Genomic DNA, 20,072 nt, shown 5'->3' with positions numbered 1-20,072 from the left:
AGTATTTCCTGCCGATGTTTAACTGTTTTACTGGCAAGTAACTTAGATGCCACCCATACAGAGATATTTGATTTCCATGTAGTCATCTAAGCCGTATTTAGAGCCTTCTCGGCCATTACCTGATTGCTTAACACCGCCAAAAGGGGCCGCGGCATTAGAAATAATGCCCTCATTTACACCAACCATGCCGAAGTCTAGTGCTTCAGAAACACGCCAAACTCGGCCAATATCTCTTGAATAGAAGTAAGCAGCTAAGCCATATTCTGTGTCGTTAGCCATTGAGATAACGTCTTCTTCGTTTTCAAAGGCAATAATGGGAGAAACTGGGCCAAATATTTCGTTTTTAGCAATTGGCATCTCATTTGATACATTGGTCAAAATGGTTGGCTGATAAAAATGACTACCGTTATTATCGACTTGACCACCTACGGCAATTTTCGCGCCTTGTGCTACAGAGTCTTTAACTAGCTGTTCCACATCGGCTACCGCTTTTTCTGATATCATTGGGCCAATGGCAACACCATCGGATAAACCGTTGCCTATTTGAAGTTGCTGCACTGCTTGGCTGAATTTTTCGGTAAATTCATCAAGAACGCCTGATTGAACAAAAATGCGGTTAGTACAAACACATGTTTGACCGGCGTTACGGTATTTTGATACCAGAGCCCCTTGAATGGCAGCATCAACATCTGCATCATCAAAGACAATGAACGGTGCATTTCCACCTAATTCCATTGACACTTTTTTAACGGTGGTTGCACATTGCGCAATCAACTTTTTACCAATGCCAGTCGATCCGGTGAAGGTAAATTTGGCAATATCAGGGTGTTGGGTTAATACTTTACCGATCCCTTGAGCATCGTTTCCAACTACAATATTAAAGACCCCAGCAGGTATGCCTGCGCGTTCAGCTAATTCAGCCATAGCAAGGGCTGACAATGGTGTTTGTGATGCGGGGCGGCCAATAAAGGTACAACCTGCAGCTAATGCCGCTGCGGCTTTTCGAGCGATCATGGCATTAGGAAAATTCCAAGGTGTGATCGATGCAACCACGCCAACGGGTTGCTTGATCACAACAATGCGTTTATCGCTTGTTAGCGCCGGAATGGTATCACCATAAGCTCGTTTCCCTTCTTCTGCAAACCACTCAATATATGCCGCACCATAGGCAATCTCACCTTTGGCTTCGGCTAAAGGTTTACCTTGCTCTAGCGTCAACAGCGTGGCTAAATCATCTTGATGTGCCATCATTAAATCAAACCATTTACGCATAAGCCCTGCGCGTTGTCCTGCCGGCGTGGCAGCCCACATTTTAAGCGCACTTTTAGCTGCTTTAACGGCTAAGTTGGTTTCTTGAATTGAAGCATCTGATACTTCTGCAACAACTTCTCCGGTGGCGGGATTTGTTACTTTTAATAATTTCTCACTCGCATGCCAGCTACCATTAATGTATGAATGGCAACGCAATAACGTAGGATCATTTAGCTTGTACATGTTGACTCTCGAATTCATAAAGATGTACTTATTGAAACTCATTTAAAAGTTTAGTTAAATACAAAACTATCAACCATTAGTTTGAGAACAATCAAACCAAATGAATTTTAAGAATATTGCTCAAAAACAAATTACTGAGTACGAACTGAAATTACTTAGAGTATTTATGGCTGTTGTTGAGCATGGCGGCTTTTCTAGTGCTGCTACAATATTGGGAATCACGCGATCAACCATTAGTATTCATATGGCTAATCTTGAAACTCGACTGGGTTACCGATTATGTAATCGCGGACGTTCTGGTTTTTCTTTAACCGAGCAAGGCCGAGAGGTATATGGCGCAACGCAAAAATTGTTAGACTCTTTCGATGATTTTTCTAAATTCATTAATACACTAGGTCATGAGTTAAATGGAGAGCTTGTTCTTCTATGTGCTGATCAATTAGACAGTGCAAAGCAAAAGCGACTAGGTCAAGTGATTCAAAAAATTCATGACCAATGCCCCAATTTAAACCTTGTGCTCGATGGTGGTTCGATAGAGTACATTGAGAAGCAATTGCTCAATGAAAAAGCACATGCTGGTTTGTATCCCTGCTACCACAGCTTAGATGGCTTGGAATATAGCTCGGTCTTTTCAGAAGCGATTTATTTATGTTGCAGTGAAGAGCATGAGTTTTTTAAACTCACAGACACGCAGTTAACGGATGAAATGTTAGCCAAAGCATACGCTGTTCACCCAGGTATAGAAATTGACAGTAAAGGCAAAGAGCAATTGAATAGGCTGAATCTATCGGCTAAATCTTATCAATTTGACACCCGTAAAGCGATGGTGCTCTCAGGGCGCTATATTGGTTATCTGCCACAAAGCTATATTCAGCAAGAGTTAAATCAGGGCAGTATTAGAATTATCAAACCCAGCGAATGCAGTTACAACTTTGAACTGTCATTAGTGAACAAAAAAGTGTCAAGAGAGCCCCAAAAATTGGCCGTAATTAAACAAGCCTTTGAAGCTGTGTTTGTTTCATACTAGAAAAAGCACCTACCCTACAGCAAGTGCTTTTGAGAGACTTTTAGAGAAGAGTTTTATCGACGCACACAGCCCGGAAAGCTACATAGCATTTCAAAGATCAAGTTTGCCGCTAAGAGTGAGGTGTTGCCGCTGGTATCATATGGTGGGGAAACTTCAACTAAATCAGCACCAATTAGGTTGGTGCCATACATTCCTCTTATGATTTCTAGTGCTTGCGGTGTTGTTAAACCGGCAGGTTCGGGTGTACCTGTTCCTGGCGCATACGCGGGATCAATACCGTCAATATCAAACGTTAAATAAGTCGGCAATTCTTCGCCGATAATTTCTCGAACCACTGTCATAAGTGGTGCCAATGACTTTAACCAACACTCTTCCGCTTGAACGACTCTTACGCCTCTATCGATTGCCCATTGGAAATCGTCTGAGCTATATCCGGTCGCACGTTGGCCAATTTGAATCATTCTAGCTGGATCAACTAAACCTTCTTCTATGGCGCGTCTGAAAATAGTGCCATGACATTCTTTTTCACCGAACATAGCATCATTAATGTCTGCATGAGCATCGACATGCACCAAAGCCATTTTTCCGTGTTTCTTATGCAGAGCGCGTAAGATTGGTAGACTGATGGTGTGATCGCCACCAACCGTGACTGGTTTGATATTACAAGCCATAACCCTATCGTAATGCGCTTCAATGATGCGAATAGACTCCGCTAAATTAAAGGTATTGATTGCCACATCACCAATATCAGCTACTTGAAAGCTATCAAAAGGTGCTGCCTTGGTGTACATGCCATATGGGCGAACCAGCACTGATTCTGAGCGTACTGCGCGAGGGCCAAAACGTGTACCACTGCGATTACTCGCTCCAATATCTAAAGGTACACCAATGATACCAATATCTATATCATTGCTAATGTCACTGTCAGGTAATCGAAACATGGTACCAGGGCCACCAAAACGGGGCATTTCATTACCGCCCAGTTGTTGGTTAAATTGATTATCTTTCATCACGTAAATCCTTAAAATTATTCAATCAATCGACTTAACTTATTTAGAATAAAAAGGTCTTACCGCTAAGTTATGGGTTTTGAGATGGATGTACATTGGCTTCCAACGGATGAATTGACACTTCAAGTAGGTGTTGCTTATCTAGATTCTGAAGTGACCAAAGCGCCAAATACAGCTGATTTAAGAGATATAAGTGCAGATCCAAGCGTTAATGATGCTGCCAATGATAATGGTTTTGGCTTTGTTGATGCTTTAGCTGCTCCACTTGAGAGTGGTGCCTTGTTGTCACAAGCACCAGAGTGGAGTTATAACGCATTAATTGCATACGATATGCCACTTGGAAATGACTTATATTTGAAGTTCCAAACGAGCTATAGTTGGGCAGATATACAGTTCGCACAGCTTGCTGATGATAATGCAAAATATGGTTCAGTGAGTTCGTTAGATGGAGTGATTTCATTGTCATCTGATGAAGACAATTGGAAGGTGTCTTTATGGGCTAGAAACCTACAAGATAAAGACGCAGAAACCTATTCATTTACCGGATTTGCAGGCCGAACGGTATATCACCAAAAGCCAATGACCGTTGGTGTTAGCTTTAGATATGATTACTTTTAATTAATACTCCCGCAAAGCGGTCGTGTCACAAGTATGAGATGCGACCGCTTTATTCTTTCTTACTCATATCACGCTTTCCAATTTAACATTTCTCTCCTTGGTTTAACCTGTTCTTCCTACCCAGTCACCTAATGAATAACCGTGCATTGGTATAATTTCGACTAAGAATTTTCTAGTTCGTTGTCTTAATATGTTACGTTAGTCACCTAGTAGTCATTACCTTTAGTCGGACATTCATAGACAACCACAATATGGACGTTAAATTTTCAGATTATCGCTTTTCACGCGATCAGCTTATCTTATATAAACAAGAACAAATTATTCCGCTTAAGCATACCCAAGCTTTACTGCTGGATTTCTTCTTAGCGGCGCCTGAACAAGTGCACAGTAAAGAAGCGATCATGGATGTTGTTTGGCAAGACAAAGTCGTGTCTGAGCAAGTGGTATTTCAAACCATTAGTCAGCTTCGCGCTATTTTTGGCTCAAGTTCGATTAAAACGTTTTCTAAAAAGGGCTATCAATGGCAATTGGCATTATCTGTTGAACCTGCACCCAAAAGTGAAGTACAAAACAAAGAACTACAAAAAAGTGACGTGCCAACGGCTGAACTATCGAATGTTATTGCTGAACGTCCCACTTTGTTCAATAGCACAACATTCAAAGTGACCATTGTTATTGGCGTTATGTTGGTCATGGTGTTTTATTTAAGACAAGCGTTTACAGCAAAGGATTTGGTTAGCATACATCTCGTACAAAGTGCTGAGGCTTTAAGTAGTCAGCATCAAGCGATAGCAAATTTGGCAAAACAACAGGTGCTAGAAGAAAAATTTAGTATCGAGAAAATAACGGGAGAGAATTCATCTAGGCAATACTTTGCTGCTCCTCTTCTTGCTTGGCAGCAATCAAAAATTCCTGATAAAAACTGGCTGTTGTGGACAGATATTTTTAGACCTGCTGAAGGTGCGTTCTTAAATTACGGCATATCAAACGGTAGTATTTATTGGCAAGGCTACGTCTATGCTGAAACAGAGCAGCAACTGACAGAGAAACTATCAACACGACTAATTCAGTTAGAGCAGCTAGGTCTGTTCTCTCCGACAAGTTCTACGCTAGACATCAATACACTGAATGCCATGATCAAAATGGCCCCTGATGATGCGGATTTATTAATTTTGTTAGCAAAATACTACCTAGACCTTAAGCAGTATGATGTTGCGATCACCTATGCACAAAAGCTCGCCAACTTATCAACTTCATTTGAACATAGCCCTTATCGGGCGCAAGCGCAGTGGTTAATGGCGGAGGTTTACAACAAACGTCATAAATATTTGATGGCGAATAATGCGTTGAAAAACATGGCGGTAACATTAGAAAATACGTCGCTATGGTCATTACATTTTGAATATATAAAGGCCAGTGCATGGCTGGCGTATCGTCAGCACAACATTGACACCATGTTTGATGTATTGAACCAAGGTATGGAATTTGGTCAAAACCAAGCAGATGTATTGACCCAGTTTGAATTACATATTTTGTACTCTATTTTGGCCAAAAAAGGCGGTGATGATCATCAAAAATATGCTCACCTTAATGAAGCGCAAGCCTTATTGCTTGAGCACAATCTCGATCAGTCAAATTTTGCCGTCGTTTATTATCATTTCGCTATTTTTAATCAAGACCTCAGCAATGCCGTGCCTTATTTTGAGAAGATCGTAAAGCTACCTAGAACCATTAACAATGGGTGGATAATTGATCATGCGACCGAGTTGTTAATTGATCAGTACATAGCGCGACAAGATTTTGAGCTTGCCTTGTCACTATTGAGTGAACAAATCGGTTCGGCCAAATACATGTTATCGATGGCTAGGATTTATGAAGCGCAGCAGGAACCTCATAGAGCCCGCGCGCATTTTGAAAAAGCGTTTGAGTTGGCGCGCCTACAATATGAAGTCCATATTGGTATCGACTCAGCCTTGATGTTGTATCAACTCAGCGCTACGCAGCCAGAAAAACAAGCTGAATATTTAGATTACTTAAAGCGTAACGCTAATGAAACTTGGCTAAGTGAACAAATGGATAAACTAGCGCTTAAGTAGTTTTGTATTGAGTGAGCGTTAGGTTCATTACTGTTTTCCAACGCTCTATTGTCAACAAAAAACGGCTATTCCTTACAAGTCATCATTAGAAGTATTGCAACTCAAACCAATCCAACATCACGTAATTGTGATCTGCGCCTCGAATTTGAATCGGTTCATTTCCTGCTTTAAGTTGAGCGGCGACAGTAACTTCTGAAAACTCTCTAGCGCCCGACAGCGTCACTGTTGCGATCAAGCTTTTTCCTTGCCAAAACTCAATGACAGCGCCTTGGTGTCCACGAACATTCATTTTTAGCTGGGCAGTACCTGAACGTTCACTGTTCAATTCATAAGATAACCATGCTGGGCTATAAGGAAACATCCCCGGCGGATAATGACCATCATTTGAAGACAAGAACACGCTTTGTTGCTCTTCCTTACTGATCACTTCAGCTTTGTGATGTTGATGATAAAACTCCGCCTGAATGCGCTCGCCCACGTTAAACACAGCCTGTTGCCCAACATACACTTCGCTACTTGGTTGGCTTTCACCAATGGCGTTGTTGGCAAACACTTGATAACTCGCAAGCCCTTTACTAGGTAGCGTGTCTAGGTATTCACTTTTCTTAATATTGTCTGCGAGTTTGGTCATTTCTCGACTTAGCGTTCCGTTCACATCAAGGTAGCTACGATAGACGGTATAAGTCACATCTTCATTTTTCGATGGTGACCACGATACTTTCACTTGCTTATCACTGATTAAATCGGCTCTAAGACTTCGTACTCTTAACGGCAGCTTTTTCAGTTGTAGATGCGATGCTTCTGTTTGCTGTTGTGCTTTCGCCAAGTCGCTCATAAAATGCTGTGTTTGCTTGGTGACCGCAGGTGTTTCATTTGAGTCAAGCACTAAGCGAAAACCCTCAATACTGCCAACAAAAACCATGTCATTCTTCATATGTTGAGGGTGAGGCAACCAATGCCAAGCGCCACCCGCAACGACATAGGTTGAACATTGTGAAGATTGGCTTTTACTGGTTTCACTGCAAGTTTGTGTTATTTCACGCACATTGCCCATCATGTCGTATAGCCCCAAGCTGTTTGGTCGATACATGCCTACCACCGTGTGATAGGTAGCGCCGTCATTACAATTAGCGCCAAAGCGATGGCGATAACCATGATGCTGTTTCAATCCTGCGTTGTGGGCAAAGTCGTCGGTGTTTTCATAGTCACAAATATCACTGTGGTTTAAATCATCACCAAAAGCGAAACGGCTGGTTTGGCCTGCCGATGCCGCCAGTTTCCACTCATTGAATTTAGCCAAACGGTAAGGTTTTTGGGTTATTTTAGCCAGCCAGTCAGCGTAAGCCATGGCATCGGTTGCGCCGAGGCAAACCACCGGACGAAAAGGCTCATTGGTTAAGTCTGGGTTATTCCATGTCCCGTGTTTTTTATTGGGCGTATGTTTCTCGTTATAAAGGTGACACTCGCCCTTTACCTGGTAGCCTGTTGCATTGGCAAAGCGCGTAAATTCGGCCACAGTAACTTCATACTTACTCATGTGAATATCAATGCTTTGTGTTTGATCAACTAGAGGGACTAATACCGGCTCTATCGGCTTGGTACTCGCATAAGCATGACTCGCACTGACTAGCGCTGCCAATAAAGCGAATGACTTCTTCATAATATGTCCTTATTAAATTTATTATTAAAGTAATGGGCAAATACTATGAAAGAGGCCGAAATGAAGTCTTAATTAAATTCTATTTGGCCGTGATATAGAAAAAAAATAGAAAATTGAGTGATGATAAGCACTCCTGTTGTATCAGCTTATCGTTAGAGTTACGTTGGTTAGTGATAGAGTTGTTTTTGCTTAACAGGTGGTTAAGAGCGACCTACGAACATTCATGCAGCCTCAACTTCCCTCATTTGTTACTACTAATTGGGCTTAACGCTACAGATAAGTTTCGTCCCCATACATAGTCATAACTTTGCGTATTTTTAACTAAATTCATTTTTATGAAATATTATGAGTTTTTGGTAGTTTAATGGGAAGTCAGTAGACGGAAATTAATGAAATGTCTACATAATATACTGTTATGTTTAAAGGGATTTACATCATGTTATGGCACGTATCTTTCTGGCTATTAGTTGCAATAATAGTTCTACCATTACCGTTTAAGATTTATGAATATGCTACAGGTAAGGACAAAAGCCTATTGGCGTAAAAATAGAAGAAATGTCTAATGCACTTTTTACGGCTGTTGGATTAATTGCTTTCCATGGTTACCTATATGATCAGGTTTATCTTTTTCCACGCTTTTGGATTACTTGGTTAGTAATCTCCGTGGTATGGTCTGTCAGTGCAATTTTTTGGTCACCTAAACTAGCATACGCAACTGAAGTAATGAGTAAGACTAAAATGCGTATATTTGCGGGTATTGGTTTGGTTTTATATTCACCATTATTTTTGGCAGTCTACTTTTACGCAATTTAAACATAACAAGAAAATAAACAAGGACACGGAACAGTTGGCTACGTTTCGCTTTGAACTTGCACCACTTTGGTAGACAATATTAGCCAACCATTACTTAGCCCCTTATTTGGGCGTTAACTTCAAAGTGATCACCTTTCAGTGATCGCCAAAGTTATCTCTAGTTCATTGTCTTATTTTTCAATTTTAACTGTGCAATTAATGCGTGTGTCATTGGTATTGCCGAAATAGGATTTTGTCCTGTGATCAGTTGACCATCTACCACTACATGTTCTTCGCCTTTTGCCGCTGATGAATAAATACCGCCCAGCGCATCGATTTTATCCTCTAACAAAAACGGGTAGTTATTTCGTGCCCAGCGCCCTTCTTCGCTGTTCGCTTTGGCTGTTAATTTACGGCCTGTGATTAGTCGTTTTCCATTAGACAATTTCACGTTAATTAATGCGACGGGGCCGTGACAGTCGGCGGAAATTAAACCGCCGTTCTCATATATTTCACGGGTAATGCGTTGGGCTTGTGTATTGTCAGCAAGATCAAACATTGGGCCCGCACCGCCAGTAAAATAAATGGCTAGCTATTCCCAGCCAACTGCATGAAAGCTAACGAGCTCTTAAATGTGAAAAACAGGGCTATTGCACCAAGTAACATTGAATGGGGCCAATCTTACTCAGTGCAATAACTCTGGGGAGCTGTTATCTCGCTTGGTTGTTTTTTCCTATACCTAGTATCCATGCAATAGCTGGGATCAAAATCAAGGCGCCTAGCATGTTAAAAATAAACATAAACGTCAGCAGTAATCCCATATCCGCTTGGAATTTGATTGGAGAGAACACCCAAGTTGCGACACTGATGGCTAACGTCATTCCGGTGAAAGCTACCGCTTTACCTGTTTGGTTCAATGCGTAAAGGTAAGTTAGGTACAGTGATTTACCCATGCCCAATGCTTCTTTCACTTTCGAGAAAATGTAAATACCGTAATCGACACCAATACCAACGCCTAATGCGATTACGGGTAAAGTGGCTACCTTCACGCCTATGCCCAATAACGCCATTAAGCCTTGACTCAAAAAAGAGGTCAGCAGTAGTGGAATGATGATACTGATCACTGTTCTAATCGATCTAAAGGTCAACAAACATAAGGCGACAACAACGGAATACACCCAAATCAACATTTCTGTTTGAGCTTCTTCTATCACCATGTTGGTGGCTGCTTCAATTCCGGCATTGCCTGCGGCCATTAAAAATTCGACACCATCAGGTTGAAATTGTGATTTAAAAGCATCTACACCTGCGACGACACGTTGCAGGGTTTCTGCTTTGTGATCGTTAAGAAAAACCAGTACTGGCGCCATAGAGCAATCTTGATTGATCAAGCCCGGTGGTGTTTTTGCTAATGAAGCATTGGTGATGAACTGATTTCGGCTTAGGCCATACCATTTCAGGGCACCTTCATTCATACCAAAAACGCCAAACTTGGAGATATCTGTAATCGATCTTACGTCTTGCACGCCATCAATGTTCTTTAAGTGCCACTGCAGTTGATCAAGCCACACTAAGTTTTGGTATTGAATACACTGCTCCGGTGCTGTTTTTGCCATCACCACAAATACATCCGTACTGGTGCTGTAGTTGTCAACAATATAGGCATTATCGAGGTTATAACGAGAGTCAGGGCGAAGCTCGGGCGCACCAGCATCCAAATCCCCTATTTTCATAAACTGTGAAAAATAAATACCTATAGCAAATAAAACGGCGCCTGCAATCAAAGCAATTTTTGCTTGTGGCGGTTTGGCGAAATTAGCAAATAAGCGTTCGACGATGCTGATACTTTGCAATGAATTACGGGCATAGCAGACACTTTTTTCAGAAACGCCGATGTATGACATCACGATAGGCAGCGCAACTAAATTGGTAATAATAATGACCGCGACGCCGATACTGGCAGCAATGGCAAGCTCTTGTATTACGCCGATATCAATCACCATTAAGGTGGTAAACCCAATCGCATCACTGATCAGTGCGGTAATTCCGGCAAGGTATAATGAACGAAATGCTAACTTCGCCGCGTTTAGCTTATCGGCCCCCGTGACCACATGATTGATAACGGAGTTAATGATTTGCACGCCGTGACTCACCCCTATAGCGAACACTAAAAAGGGCACCAGCATTGAATACGGATTGACACCATAACCCAGTAAATTCAAGATGCCGAGCTGACAAAAGACCGCTAAAATTGAAAAGGTCAACACCGCAAAGGTGCTTCGGATACAGCGAGAGTATAAGTACAGCAAGGCAAATGTGATGAGTACGGCTAACCCAAAGAAGGCAACCACTTTCATCGCGCCATCAATTAAGTCGCCGATCACCTTGGCAAAACCAACAATTTTCACGTCAATGTCATCACTAACAAATTGATCGCGAATACGCTGTTCTAACTGCGTCGATAGTTCACGGTAATCAAGGGGTAATCCAGTTTCAGGGTTAATGTCTTGCAATGGCGCAAGGATTATGGCGGATTTCAAGTTGTTGCCAACCAAAATGCCAATTTGCCCCGACTTAAAAATATTGGTTTTAACCTGCTCTATCATTTCACTGGAGCCGTCGTAACCATCAGGGATCACCGCGCCCCCGACAAAGCCTTCTTCGGTTACCTCTGCCCATCGAACATTTGGTGTCCAAATTGATTTGAGCGCGTCTCGGTTGATGCCGGGGATAAAAAAGGTTTCATCGGTTGCTTTTTTAAGGACCTCCTGAAACTCTGCATTAAATATATCGTCATGCTTACTTTCAATGACAATACGCACGACATTACCTAGATCTGCCAGTTCCTTTTGGTATTCCAAAAAGTTACTGACGTATTCATGCTGACCAGGGATCATTTTAGTAAAACTGGCTTCTGGCTTGATTAATGTCGCTTGGTAAGTCAGAAAAATCATTAAAGCAGAAATAACTGCCATCAATAATGCGCGGTGATTAAAAACAAAGCGTTCAATATATTGTTCTAGTTTTGATGGTGTATTTGACATGCGTGTACCTTAGGGAAATTGCCATGCGACTAGCCCGAATTGGCCCGCCAAAATAAGTGATTGTGTATGCTTGTTTTCTGTGTCTTCTTGAACAGATTGCGGTGCGATCAGCACTGAAGAAAAAGCGGCACCAGAAGGGTGTTTTTGAATACTAAATGGCTTTGTCTGTGCTAAAGGTAATTTCACCACAATACCGCCATGTCCTACTAAGTATGCATCACCTTGATCGGATACTACGCCGCCGAGTATGCTGGCGCTGATGTTTAAGTCGACTAAAGACCATGTATTGCCGCCATTGTTGGAGGTCATGACATTTCCTTGCAAGCCATAGGCGACCAAATTATTTGAATTTTCTTGTCCGGTAATACCAAAAATACTGCCGCTGTATGGCAATTCCATGAGCTGCCAAGACTTGCCATTGTTGGTTGATATGAAACCTAAGCCGCTTTCACCGACAATATAGAGGGTACCGTTGTGATAGTGGATCGCATTCAAATGCAACTTATCTGGATTATCGAGTAAATCGTCTTGCAGTACCCAACTAACACCTAAGTCATCACTGCGCAATAAGGTGCCGTATGCGCCCACCGCAAATAAGGTATTGTTATCAGTATGAGTCACACTCAATAACGGCTTGTTGGGGCCTGAAATTTGCTCTGCCTGAGCGTCTTCTAATGAGAAAATAACTTCATCTAATTGGTACTCTAGCTCTTCAAGTTCATCTTCGTCTGCTGTTGCTTCCATTTGGCCTTGCAAGGCAAGTTGCTGTTTTTCGAGTAAGGCAATTTTAAGTCGCGTTAGCTCATACCCATCGAAAGTTTTGCGCCACGTACGCTGTGTATTTGAAGCGGTTTCTCCCTTGGTCACAACAATGGCAGCGTCTTGGCCGACAGCAACAGAGGTACCATCAGCCAACGACGTGACTGAGCTCAACATAATACTGAGCGGTACCAAGTCTTGCTGCCAGTTGTCTTTATCTTGCCAGTGAATTATATGGCCTCTTTCGCCCACAGCGAGCACAGCATTGCGATCGGGAATAATGGCTGTTGTCACACTTTTAGGTGCCAGCTTGCTTTGTATTGCTGGGTGTGACAGTAAGTCAATGTTTGCATATGCAAGACCGTTAAAGCACAAAATGACGGCGAGCAAAAGTCGGTGTTGAAGTTTATTAAAAAACATATAACTGCATTTGTTTAAAAAACGTAGCAATCATTATTAAGCAGAAATTTAGGAATTAAAGGTACTGTATGCGCCAAATAATTATCTTTACTGACGCTACATACTTTCGTTGAAATGTCATTTAACTCAGGGGCAATTTTAATAATTACGCCAACTTTTCATCATAACGTGCCAAAAGATTTTTCATGGCTACCTTCACAGCATAAATATTGTATAAATGAGAGATAAAAATACTGCTTAGTGTGCCGACTTCATCATAATAATTCCGTCGAGCAGGTTAGCGATATCGTTACAATAAGTGTGAGGGGAAGTGAATAATGCCAAATAAATATGATTTTATTATTATTGGTGGTGGCTCTGCTGGTTGCGTTTTAGCAGGACGTTTAAGTGAAGACCCTAGCGTCAGTGTTTGTCTCTTAGAGGCAGGAGGCCCTGATAAAAGTGTCTTTATTCATGCCCCATTAGGGGTTGCTGCGATGTTACCGACGAAGCACAATAATTGGGCATTTGAAACCATTCCTCAAAAAGGCCTCAATGGCCGCAAAGGGTACCAACCGCGTGGTAAAACATTAGGCGGGAGTTCCTCTACCAATGCCATGCTTTATGTGCGCGGCTCTCATTATGACTATGATCAGTGGGCAGCATTAGGAAACGATGGGTGGAGTGCAGATGAAGTGCTACCTTACTTTAAAAAAGCTGAACACAATGAGCGGATCAAGAATGAATACCATGGTCAATCTGGGCCACTTAATGTCTCAGACCCCTCAGATGCCAGCACCTTAAACGAAATGTTTTTGCAGTCTTGTGAGCAACAAGGCATTCAACGCAATGATGATTATAACGGGGAGACTCAAGATGGCTGCTTTATCTATCAACGTACCATTAAAAACGGTGAACGTTTTAGCGCAGCAAAAGCGTACTTAACGCCAAACTTGTCACGTCCTAACTTGACGGTGATTACCCATGCTCTGACCGAGAAAGTGCTTATTGAGAACAAAAAAGCGGTTGGTGTTCGTTTTAGCGTTAAAGGTAATGTGCAAGAAGTTTATGCGAATAAAGAAGTGCTATTAAGTGCAGGCGCATTTGGCTCTCCGCAAATACTTATGCTTTCAGGTATCGGTGCTAAGCAACACCTACATGAGCATAATATTGACGTGAAGCTTGACCTACCTGGCGTCGGTCAAAACCTACAAGATCACATAGATTATGTGCAAACTTTTAAAGTGAAAGCACAGGAAGACACTTTTGGTATCAGCCTTCAAGGCAGTACTAAAATGCTCAAAGAAATTTGGTCATGGAAAAACAGTCGTACAGGGAAAGTCACGAGTTCAATTGCTGAGTCAGGCGCTTTTTACAAAACCCATGAACACGCGCCATCTGCGGACGTTCAATTAGTGTGGGTCGCCGGTATAGTTGATAACCACGCTAGAACTTTTAATATGGGCCACGGTTACAGCTGTCACATCACCTTGCTGCGACCGGAAAGCCGCGGCGAAGTGAAATTACGCAGCAGCAATCCACAAGATTCTCTGGACATTGATCCGGCCTTTTTTGAAGACGAACGTGATATGGCGGTGATGATAGCGGGCGCAAAACGTATGCAGCGAGTATTGGAAGGTAAGCCGTTCGATGGTGTTCGCGGCAAAATGCTTTATCCAGTAAATCCAAAAAATAAAAGCGAGTTTGAGCAAGACATTCGTAATCGCGCAGACACTCAATATCATCCCGTAGGAACCTGCAAAATGGGTACAAAAGAAGATGAGATGGCGGTTGTCGATGCGCAACTCAAAGTCTATGGCATCGAAGGGTTGCGTGTTGTAGATGCCTCTATAATGCCTAACTTAGTCAGTGGCAATACCAATGCACCAACGATTATGATCGGCGAAAAAGCGGCAGATATGGTCAAACAAACCCATAACTTAACCTGTTAGTCTTGGTCTTTAAGCTTGGTTGGTAAGCTTCGAGGTCGTTTCTTAACTAGCAGCTTATTCGTTGAAGCGGTATGCATGTTTAAGTTGCTCGCAAGTTAAGTGTATTGCTTTAAAATCATGTCTACCGCTGCATCAGTAACCCTTTGTACTTCTTTATCATCTGGAAATGCAACGTTTTGAGTTACCTGCGGCCAAAAACAAAATGCTTTAATTACCGCCATAAACTGGGTTGCAATAAAATCAACGTGCTCCGTTTTAAATACGCCAGCGGTTGCTGCTGCCTTAAACCAACTGGTTAATGGCGATTCCTTTTTACTGAATCGGATCATCGCGTCATTAAGTAAATCTGGTGAATGTATCCCTTCTGCGATAAGTACTTTAGCGGTGGTAATAAAACCGTCAGTTTTTAGTAGTGTTATCTCATGATTTGCTAACAATGTTAATTGCTCTGCCAATGGGGTTTCACTTGAATACGGCACAGGCTCGAACGTATCTAGCAAAATGAACATTTGAGTTAAAATGGCATTAAAGAGCTGCTCTTTGCTCGAAAAATGATTATAAACCGTACGTTTAGAAACCTGTGCGCGCTTAGCAATATCGTCCATACTCGCGATTTTAAAACCCTTCAACTGAAACTCGAGAGTTGCTGCATCAACAATAGCGATACGTTTCATATCGGAACGCGTTAATTTTTTTTCATTCATTATCAAGTTCTTAGCCATGAGCTCACCATTAATACGACTTATTTTACACTAATGAGTTTACTTTTCAAAACAATACAAATAAACTACACCGTATAGTTTACTTTGTGGTTTTGTTATGAAAATACCCTTAATTGTTGTTTTTATTTTACTTATTGGAGGCAGCTTGCTAACCGTTACTTCTACAAACTCCAGCGTACTCGCTCAAGAAAAAGATAGCTCGGCATTGCATCACGGAGATGATGGAACATTTATTAATAGTGCACCTGACTTTAAAAACGACGTGAGCATTCTACCGCTATTGAAACGTTATATAACAGAAAAACGTGTTGATACCATGCCCGTCAGTGAAATCCCGTTAGCACCACTTACCGCGGAGCAGTTGCAGCAACTTCCTGAGGAGCAAGACTTCGTTATTAGGCTAGGTCATTCCAGTATGTTAATGAAACTTGCAGGGAAATTTTGGCTTATTGATCCCGTTTTTAGTGATCGCGCCTCCCCTTTTAGTTTTGCGGGGCCAAAGCGATTCCATCAGTCGCCTATTGCACTTGACTCACTGCCTGAAATTGAAGGTGTCATCATTTCCCATGATCATTATGACCATTTAGATGAAGCTTCAATCAAGTACTTATCAGACAAGGCTAAGCATTTTGTCGTACCGTTAGCCGTCGATAAGTACCTGAAAAAGTGGCAGGTAAACAAAAACCATATCCATGCATTGGACTGGTGGCAATCGATTGATATTGCTGGGGTGAGAATAACGGCAACGCCGACTCAACATTTCTCAGGCCGTGGATTGTTTGATAAAAATGAAACGTTATGGGCGTCGTATGTGATTGAGTCTGCTCGGAGTAAAATATATTTTAGTGGCGACTCAGGTTACTTCGATGGTTTTAAAGAAATTGGTGAGCGATTAGGTCCTTTTGACCTGACGATGATTGAAACAGGTGCCTATGATAAGGACTGGTCGACGATACATATGACGCCGGAAGAAAGCTTGCAAGCGCACATTGATTTAAAAGGTCGCCAGATGATGCCGGTGCACAATGGTACTTTCGATTTGGCATTTCACAGTTGGTATGAACCGTTAGAGCGTATTCACAAGTTAGCACAAGCGTCTGAGATAAGCTTATTGACACCCATCATGGGGCAGGCGATATCGGCGCGAAGTGAAAAGAATGAGACAACAACTTGGTGGCGCCAGGTTAAGTCGTAGCAGAAAAGAAAAAGCGGCGAGATGAGTGATCATCACACCGCTTTTTATCGTGACTTAATTAGTTTATTTACCAATACGACGCAGAGCAGAAGTTGAAAACGCTTTACGTTTGTTTTTCTCACCCCAAACCATAAATTTAGGCTCTTCATTACTTAACCCCGTTGTTAAGTAACGGCCAGAGTTTAAATCATGCAGTGTTTCTGCCACCATCCACGGTGTATCAACATCGTAAAACTGAACATTGTGTGCTTCAGCCATGCGCCATAATTTGCCACGACCGTCGTAATGATCAATGACAGACGCGCCCCATGTGTCTTCATCAATGTAGAAACTACGTTTTGCATAGATGTGACGAGCCCCTTCTTTTAATGTTGCTTCAACATGCCATACACGGTGCAATTCATAACGTAAGTATTCAGGGTTTAAGTGGCCCGCTTTAGCAATGTCTTCATAACTGGCTGAAGTATCCATTAACTTGTATGAGTTATAAGGAATATAAAGCTCTTTCTTGCCGATAATTTTCCAGTCGTAACGATCCGGTGCACCATTGTACATATCATAGTTATCAGAAGTTCTTAAGCCGTCAGTACCTGCTGAAGGACCGTCATACGAGACATTAGGTGCACGACGAACACGGCGTTGGCCAGAGTTATACACCCATGCTTTACGTGCCTCTGCTACCTGATCAATGGTCTCGTGTACCATCAATGCAGTACCCGTTAAACGTGAAGGAGCGGTGATCACTTGTAAGTAGTAGAATAAGATGTTGTCATCTTTTTTGGCATCACGCCCACCCACTAAAAACTCAGGCCACACCAACTGGTCATTGAGTTTCACAGGTACAAAAGAACCATCTGCTTGTGCAGGAATAGTGGTTAAAAATCGACGGGCAGAGCCGCCACGATAGCGGGTAATGTGATTCCAAATCACTTCGTTAGCGTTTGAAGGAATCGGAAACGGAATGGCGGTGTCAAAATTGGCAATACCATTGCCGCCCTGTACAAGTTCTGCGGTCGTTGCATTCTTTTTAACTTTGGCATTTATCTCATCAGCATACGTTGCAGTACGACGAGTTTGATAAATTGGCATTTGATAGTCAGGATATTTGCCGAACATCGCCAATTGGCCAGGACTTAAATTATTTCTATATTGGTCTAGGTTGGCATTGGTAATGGTAAACAAAGGCTTATCGTCGCCAAATGGGTTGTCAGGTCGGCCATCGTCAGCACTTTTTGTGGTGTTACCACTGTGCAAACCCCCTTCAAATTTTGGGATAGTCCCCGCGGCATTGCCTGCCACTTCAGCACCGATTGGTGTTAGCGTTGTGCCTAATTTAGCTGCTTCTTCTGGGCTAACTTTCGCTAATACAGTGCTGCTAAGTAGGGTCAGAGAAAGTAATCCTGTTGCTGTGATCATATTTTTCATGGTAATTCCTCTTAGTAAGACACAGACATGCTGAACGAAATAAAGTCTTTGTCTGTCATGACGTTGTGACTACCACCGGTAAACTGTGAATAGCTGATGGTGGCGCTATAATTCTGTTGATACGAAGCTTCCAAAGAAAGTCCTAAGCCTTTTTTTCCTTCGTGAAATTGTTGTCCTGGCTCAGGAGAGTAGCCGCTGACATCATGTGACCAAGCCAGCGTTGGCTTTAGTGAGATGCCAGCGAATAAATCTGAGTAATCCCACACGGCTCGCATGCGATAGCCCCATGCTGAGTCTGTAGTGAATCCATCGTCTCGACAGTCGCCAGCGATTGCACCCGCAGCGACTAAGTTGTCACAATTCACCGGGAAGCCAGCTTCCGGGTGATTAAAACCAGCGTCGAAGTCACCTAAACCAAATACAGCATTTCGACCGTAACGCTGGTCAGAATCTTCAATGCCATCGGTTAACACAACCCCTGCTTCACCTATCAAGGTCAAACGAGAGGCGCCCATCACTCGCTCAAAGAAATGTAGTGCTGTGACTTGAATTTGAGTGACGTCATACTCGTCCCAGCCGCGGGCTACTTCACCAAAACCAACAGATTTCACTCTCTCGGTAAAACGAAAAGCTGGGTTTTCAGATAAAACTGCGTTTAATATCTCAGGGCCATTGATTTGAATTGGTGTGTCAGGTTTATATGAAATTTCACCAGACAGGGCTAAACCGCCAACGTTAGTCGCAAAGCTGGCGCCGTAATATTTTAAATCTTCTGGAAATTCAATTAAGTACGCAGGGTTTAGGTCTGCAAGAGCGCCACCTGTTGGGTCTAGTGCTCGTGGTACAAATACCGTTGAAGGATCACCCGTTGCGGCTGGTACAGAAGTTCGAACCGCATTGATCATCGGAACACGAGAGTGAATGTTCATGTAATACAGGCCAAACTCTGTATCGTTTAATTCAGGTGCGAAATAACGCATTGCTAAACCATATTGCCCGCCATCATCTGGCTCAATATCTTTTTGGCGTTGAGCATAGAAACCGCCCGCCAAAGCTTGCTGATCTGGCACCGCAATAGTAATCGCAAAACAACCGTCAGCGGCAAAGTCAGCCCCTTGGAAAATAGTACCGCAGCCATCGATTTCCGTTTTTTCCCACTCATACTGGTAGAAAGCTTCAATTGAGAGATTTTCGGTGACACCAGCGTTCATGTACAACATGCCAACCGGTAGGATACCTTCTTTTAATTCCGCTCCTGGACGTCTTAGCGCATTGACGTCAAATGGGTTGGTGGCATTCATGCCGCCTTGGATAAAGGTGCTTTCCCCCCAGCTAATAACTTGCCGACCTAAGCGCAGATCGACAACAGACTCACCTAGCTCAAATGAACCGTAAACGTAGGCATCAAGCAGCTCAAGACCAGAAAATTTTGAAAAATCTGAAAAGTCATCGTCATTAAGTGGTGCGCCCGGTGTGTAGCCATTAGGCGAATGACCATGAGGACGAGATTCGTCTTTTAACTCTTTATCGTACCAATATTTAAAGCGAACAAAGGCACCAAAGTCATCTTTAGATAATTGTAGCTCGTGGGTACCTTTTATGATTTTTGAAAACGTTTCACCGTCTTCAAAATTTAGCGTGCCGTCGTCAGTGGTGGACGTGGCGCCGGTACCGCCATTTACGGTTGAAATATAACGTGGATCTTGTTCGTCTAAACGCCAGCTGGCACCAACAGACAATTGTGAGTTGATCGTCAATGAGATATCGTCATTTTCACCGAAATAAAACTCGGCAGCATTGCTGTTTGCACTGAGCAAAGCAACACCTATTGCCACTGAAAGCAATTTCTTGTTGTTAAGCTTTGTTGTCATTTTTCCCC

At 42.5% G+C, this 20,072-nt stretch carries 15 protein-coding genes; 6 read left to right on the top strand and 9 right to left on the bottom strand.

Annotation, left to right across the window (positions count from 1 at the left end; genetic code table 11):
* Positions 1-42: 42 nt before the first annotated feature.
* Positions 43-1,494, bottom strand: a complete 1,452-nt coding sequence (locus QUE03_RS19480) for an NAD-dependent succinate-semialdehyde dehydrogenase (RefSeq protein ID WP_286263778.1) — start codon at positions 1,492-1,494, stop codon at positions 43-45.
* Between the two features lie 100 nt (positions 1,495-1,594).
* Between QUE03_RS19480 and QUE03_RS19475 the strand changes: the two genes are divergently transcribed.
* Positions 1,595-2,521, top strand: a complete 927-nt coding sequence (locus tag QUE03_RS19475; protein WP_286263777.1) for a LysR family transcriptional regulator — start codon at positions 1,595-1,597, stop codon at positions 2,519-2,521.
* A 53-nt stretch (positions 2,522-2,574) separates the two neighbouring features.
* Here QUE03_RS19475 and speB read toward each other — a convergent pair whose 3' ends face one another.
* Positions 2,575-3,531, bottom strand: coding sequence for an agmatinase (gene speB / locus QUE03_RS19470; RefSeq protein ID WP_286263775.1), 957 nt, complete (start codon positions 3,529-3,531; stop codon positions 2,575-2,577).
* Positions 3,532-3,615: 84 nt separating this feature from the next.
* On the opposite strand from speB, the gene QUE03_RS19465 reads away from it, so the two are divergent.
* The gene (locus QUE03_RS19465; protein ID WP_286263774.1) at positions 3,616-4,149 is read left to right on the top strand and encodes a TonB-dependent receptor; all 534 of its coding nucleotides are present in this window, start codon (positions 3,616-3,618) and stop codon (positions 4,147-4,149) included.
* Between the two features lie 251 nt (positions 4,150-4,400).
* On the top strand, positions 4,401-6,245 hold the full coding sequence (locus tag QUE03_RS19460; RefSeq protein ID WP_286263771.1) for a winged helix-turn-helix domain-containing protein: 1,845 nt from the start codon (positions 4,401-4,403) through the stop codon (positions 6,243-6,245).
* Positions 6,246-6,330: 85 nt separating this feature from the next.
* On the opposite strand, the gene QUE03_RS19455 is transcribed toward QUE03_RS19460, so the two are convergent.
* Positions 6,331-7,905, bottom strand: coding sequence for an SUMF1/EgtB/PvdO family nonheme iron enzyme (locus QUE03_RS19455; protein WP_286263769.1), 1,575 nt, complete (start codon positions 7,903-7,905; stop codon positions 6,331-6,333).
* A gap of 555 nt (positions 7,906-8,460) precedes the next feature.
* On the opposite strand from QUE03_RS19455, the gene QUE03_RS19450 reads away from it, so the two are divergent.
* Positions 8,461-8,718 (top strand): hypothetical protein, encoded by a 258-nt coding sequence (locus QUE03_RS19450; RefSeq protein ID WP_286263766.1) that lies wholly within the window; start codon positions 8,461-8,463, stop codon positions 8,716-8,718.
* A 157-nt stretch (positions 8,719-8,875) separates the two neighbouring features.
* Here the strand turns inward: QUE03_RS19450 and QUE03_RS19445 are convergent, their stop codons facing one another.
* The 3 genes from QUE03_RS19445 to QUE03_RS19435 form a co-directional block, all read right to left on the bottom strand.
* Complete coding sequence (locus tag QUE03_RS19445) at positions 8,876-9,283, bottom strand: type 1 glutamine amidotransferase domain-containing protein (protein WP_286267929.1); 408 nt, start codon at positions 9,281-9,283, stop codon at positions 8,876-8,878.
* A gap of 124 nt (positions 9,284-9,407) precedes the next feature.
* Positions 9,408-11,741 carry an efflux RND transporter permease subunit gene (locus QUE03_RS19440; protein ID WP_286263764.1) on the bottom strand — a complete coding sequence of 778 codons (2,334 nt, stop codon included), beginning with the start codon at positions 11,739-11,741 and terminating at the stop codon, positions 9,408-9,410.
* A gap of 9 nt (positions 11,742-11,750) precedes the next feature.
* The gene (locus QUE03_RS19435; RefSeq protein WP_286263762.1) at positions 11,751-12,920 is read right to left on the bottom strand and encodes a WD40/YVTN/BNR-like repeat-containing protein; all 1,170 of its coding nucleotides are present in this window, start codon (positions 12,918-12,920) and stop codon (positions 11,751-11,753) included.
* 317 nt (positions 12,921-13,237) lie between these two features.
* Here QUE03_RS19435 and QUE03_RS19430 point away from each other — a divergent pair, with 317 nt between their 5' ends.
* On the top strand, positions 13,238-14,851 hold the full coding sequence (locus QUE03_RS19430; RefSeq protein ID WP_286263760.1) for a GMC family oxidoreductase: 1,614 nt from the start codon (positions 13,238-13,240) through the stop codon (positions 14,849-14,851).
* Positions 14,852-14,946: 95 nt separating this feature from the next.
* On the opposite strand, the gene QUE03_RS19425 is transcribed toward QUE03_RS19430, so the two are convergent.
* A complete protein-coding gene (locus tag QUE03_RS19425; RefSeq protein WP_286263758.1) occupies positions 14,947-15,555 on the bottom strand; it encodes a TetR/AcrR family transcriptional regulator in 609 nt (202 codons plus the stop codon).
* A gap of 115 nt (positions 15,556-15,670) precedes the next feature.
* On the opposite strand from QUE03_RS19425, the gene QUE03_RS19420 reads away from it, so the two are divergent.
* On the top strand, positions 15,671-16,768 hold the full coding sequence (locus QUE03_RS19420) for an MBL fold metallo-hydrolase (RefSeq protein ID WP_286263756.1): 1,098 nt from the start codon (positions 15,671-15,673) through the stop codon (positions 16,766-16,768).
* A 63-nt stretch (positions 16,769-16,831) separates the two neighbouring features.
* Here QUE03_RS19420 and QUE03_RS19415 read toward each other — a convergent pair whose 3' ends face one another.
* Both QUE03_RS19415 and QUE03_RS19410 read right to left on the bottom strand, forming a co-directional pair.
* A complete protein-coding gene (locus tag QUE03_RS19415) occupies positions 16,832-18,193 on the bottom strand; it encodes a DUF1329 domain-containing protein (RefSeq protein WP_286263754.1) in 1,362 nt (453 codons plus the stop codon).
* An 11-nt stretch (positions 18,194-18,204) separates the two neighbouring features.
* Entirely contained in the window at positions 18,205-20,064 is a 1,860-nt protein-coding gene (locus QUE03_RS19410; RefSeq protein ID WP_286263753.1) for a DUF1302 domain-containing protein, read from the bottom strand.
* Positions 20,065-20,072: the final 8 nt, after the last annotated feature.

It is taken from the genome of Thalassotalea atypica (assembly GCF_030295975.1).
Taxonomy (GTDB): domain Bacteria; phylum Pseudomonadota; class Gammaproteobacteria; order Enterobacterales; family Alteromonadaceae; genus Thalassotalea_F; species Thalassotalea_F atypica.
Note: the sequence above shows the minus strand (reverse complement) of the source record. Positions and strands in the feature narration are given on the sequence as shown.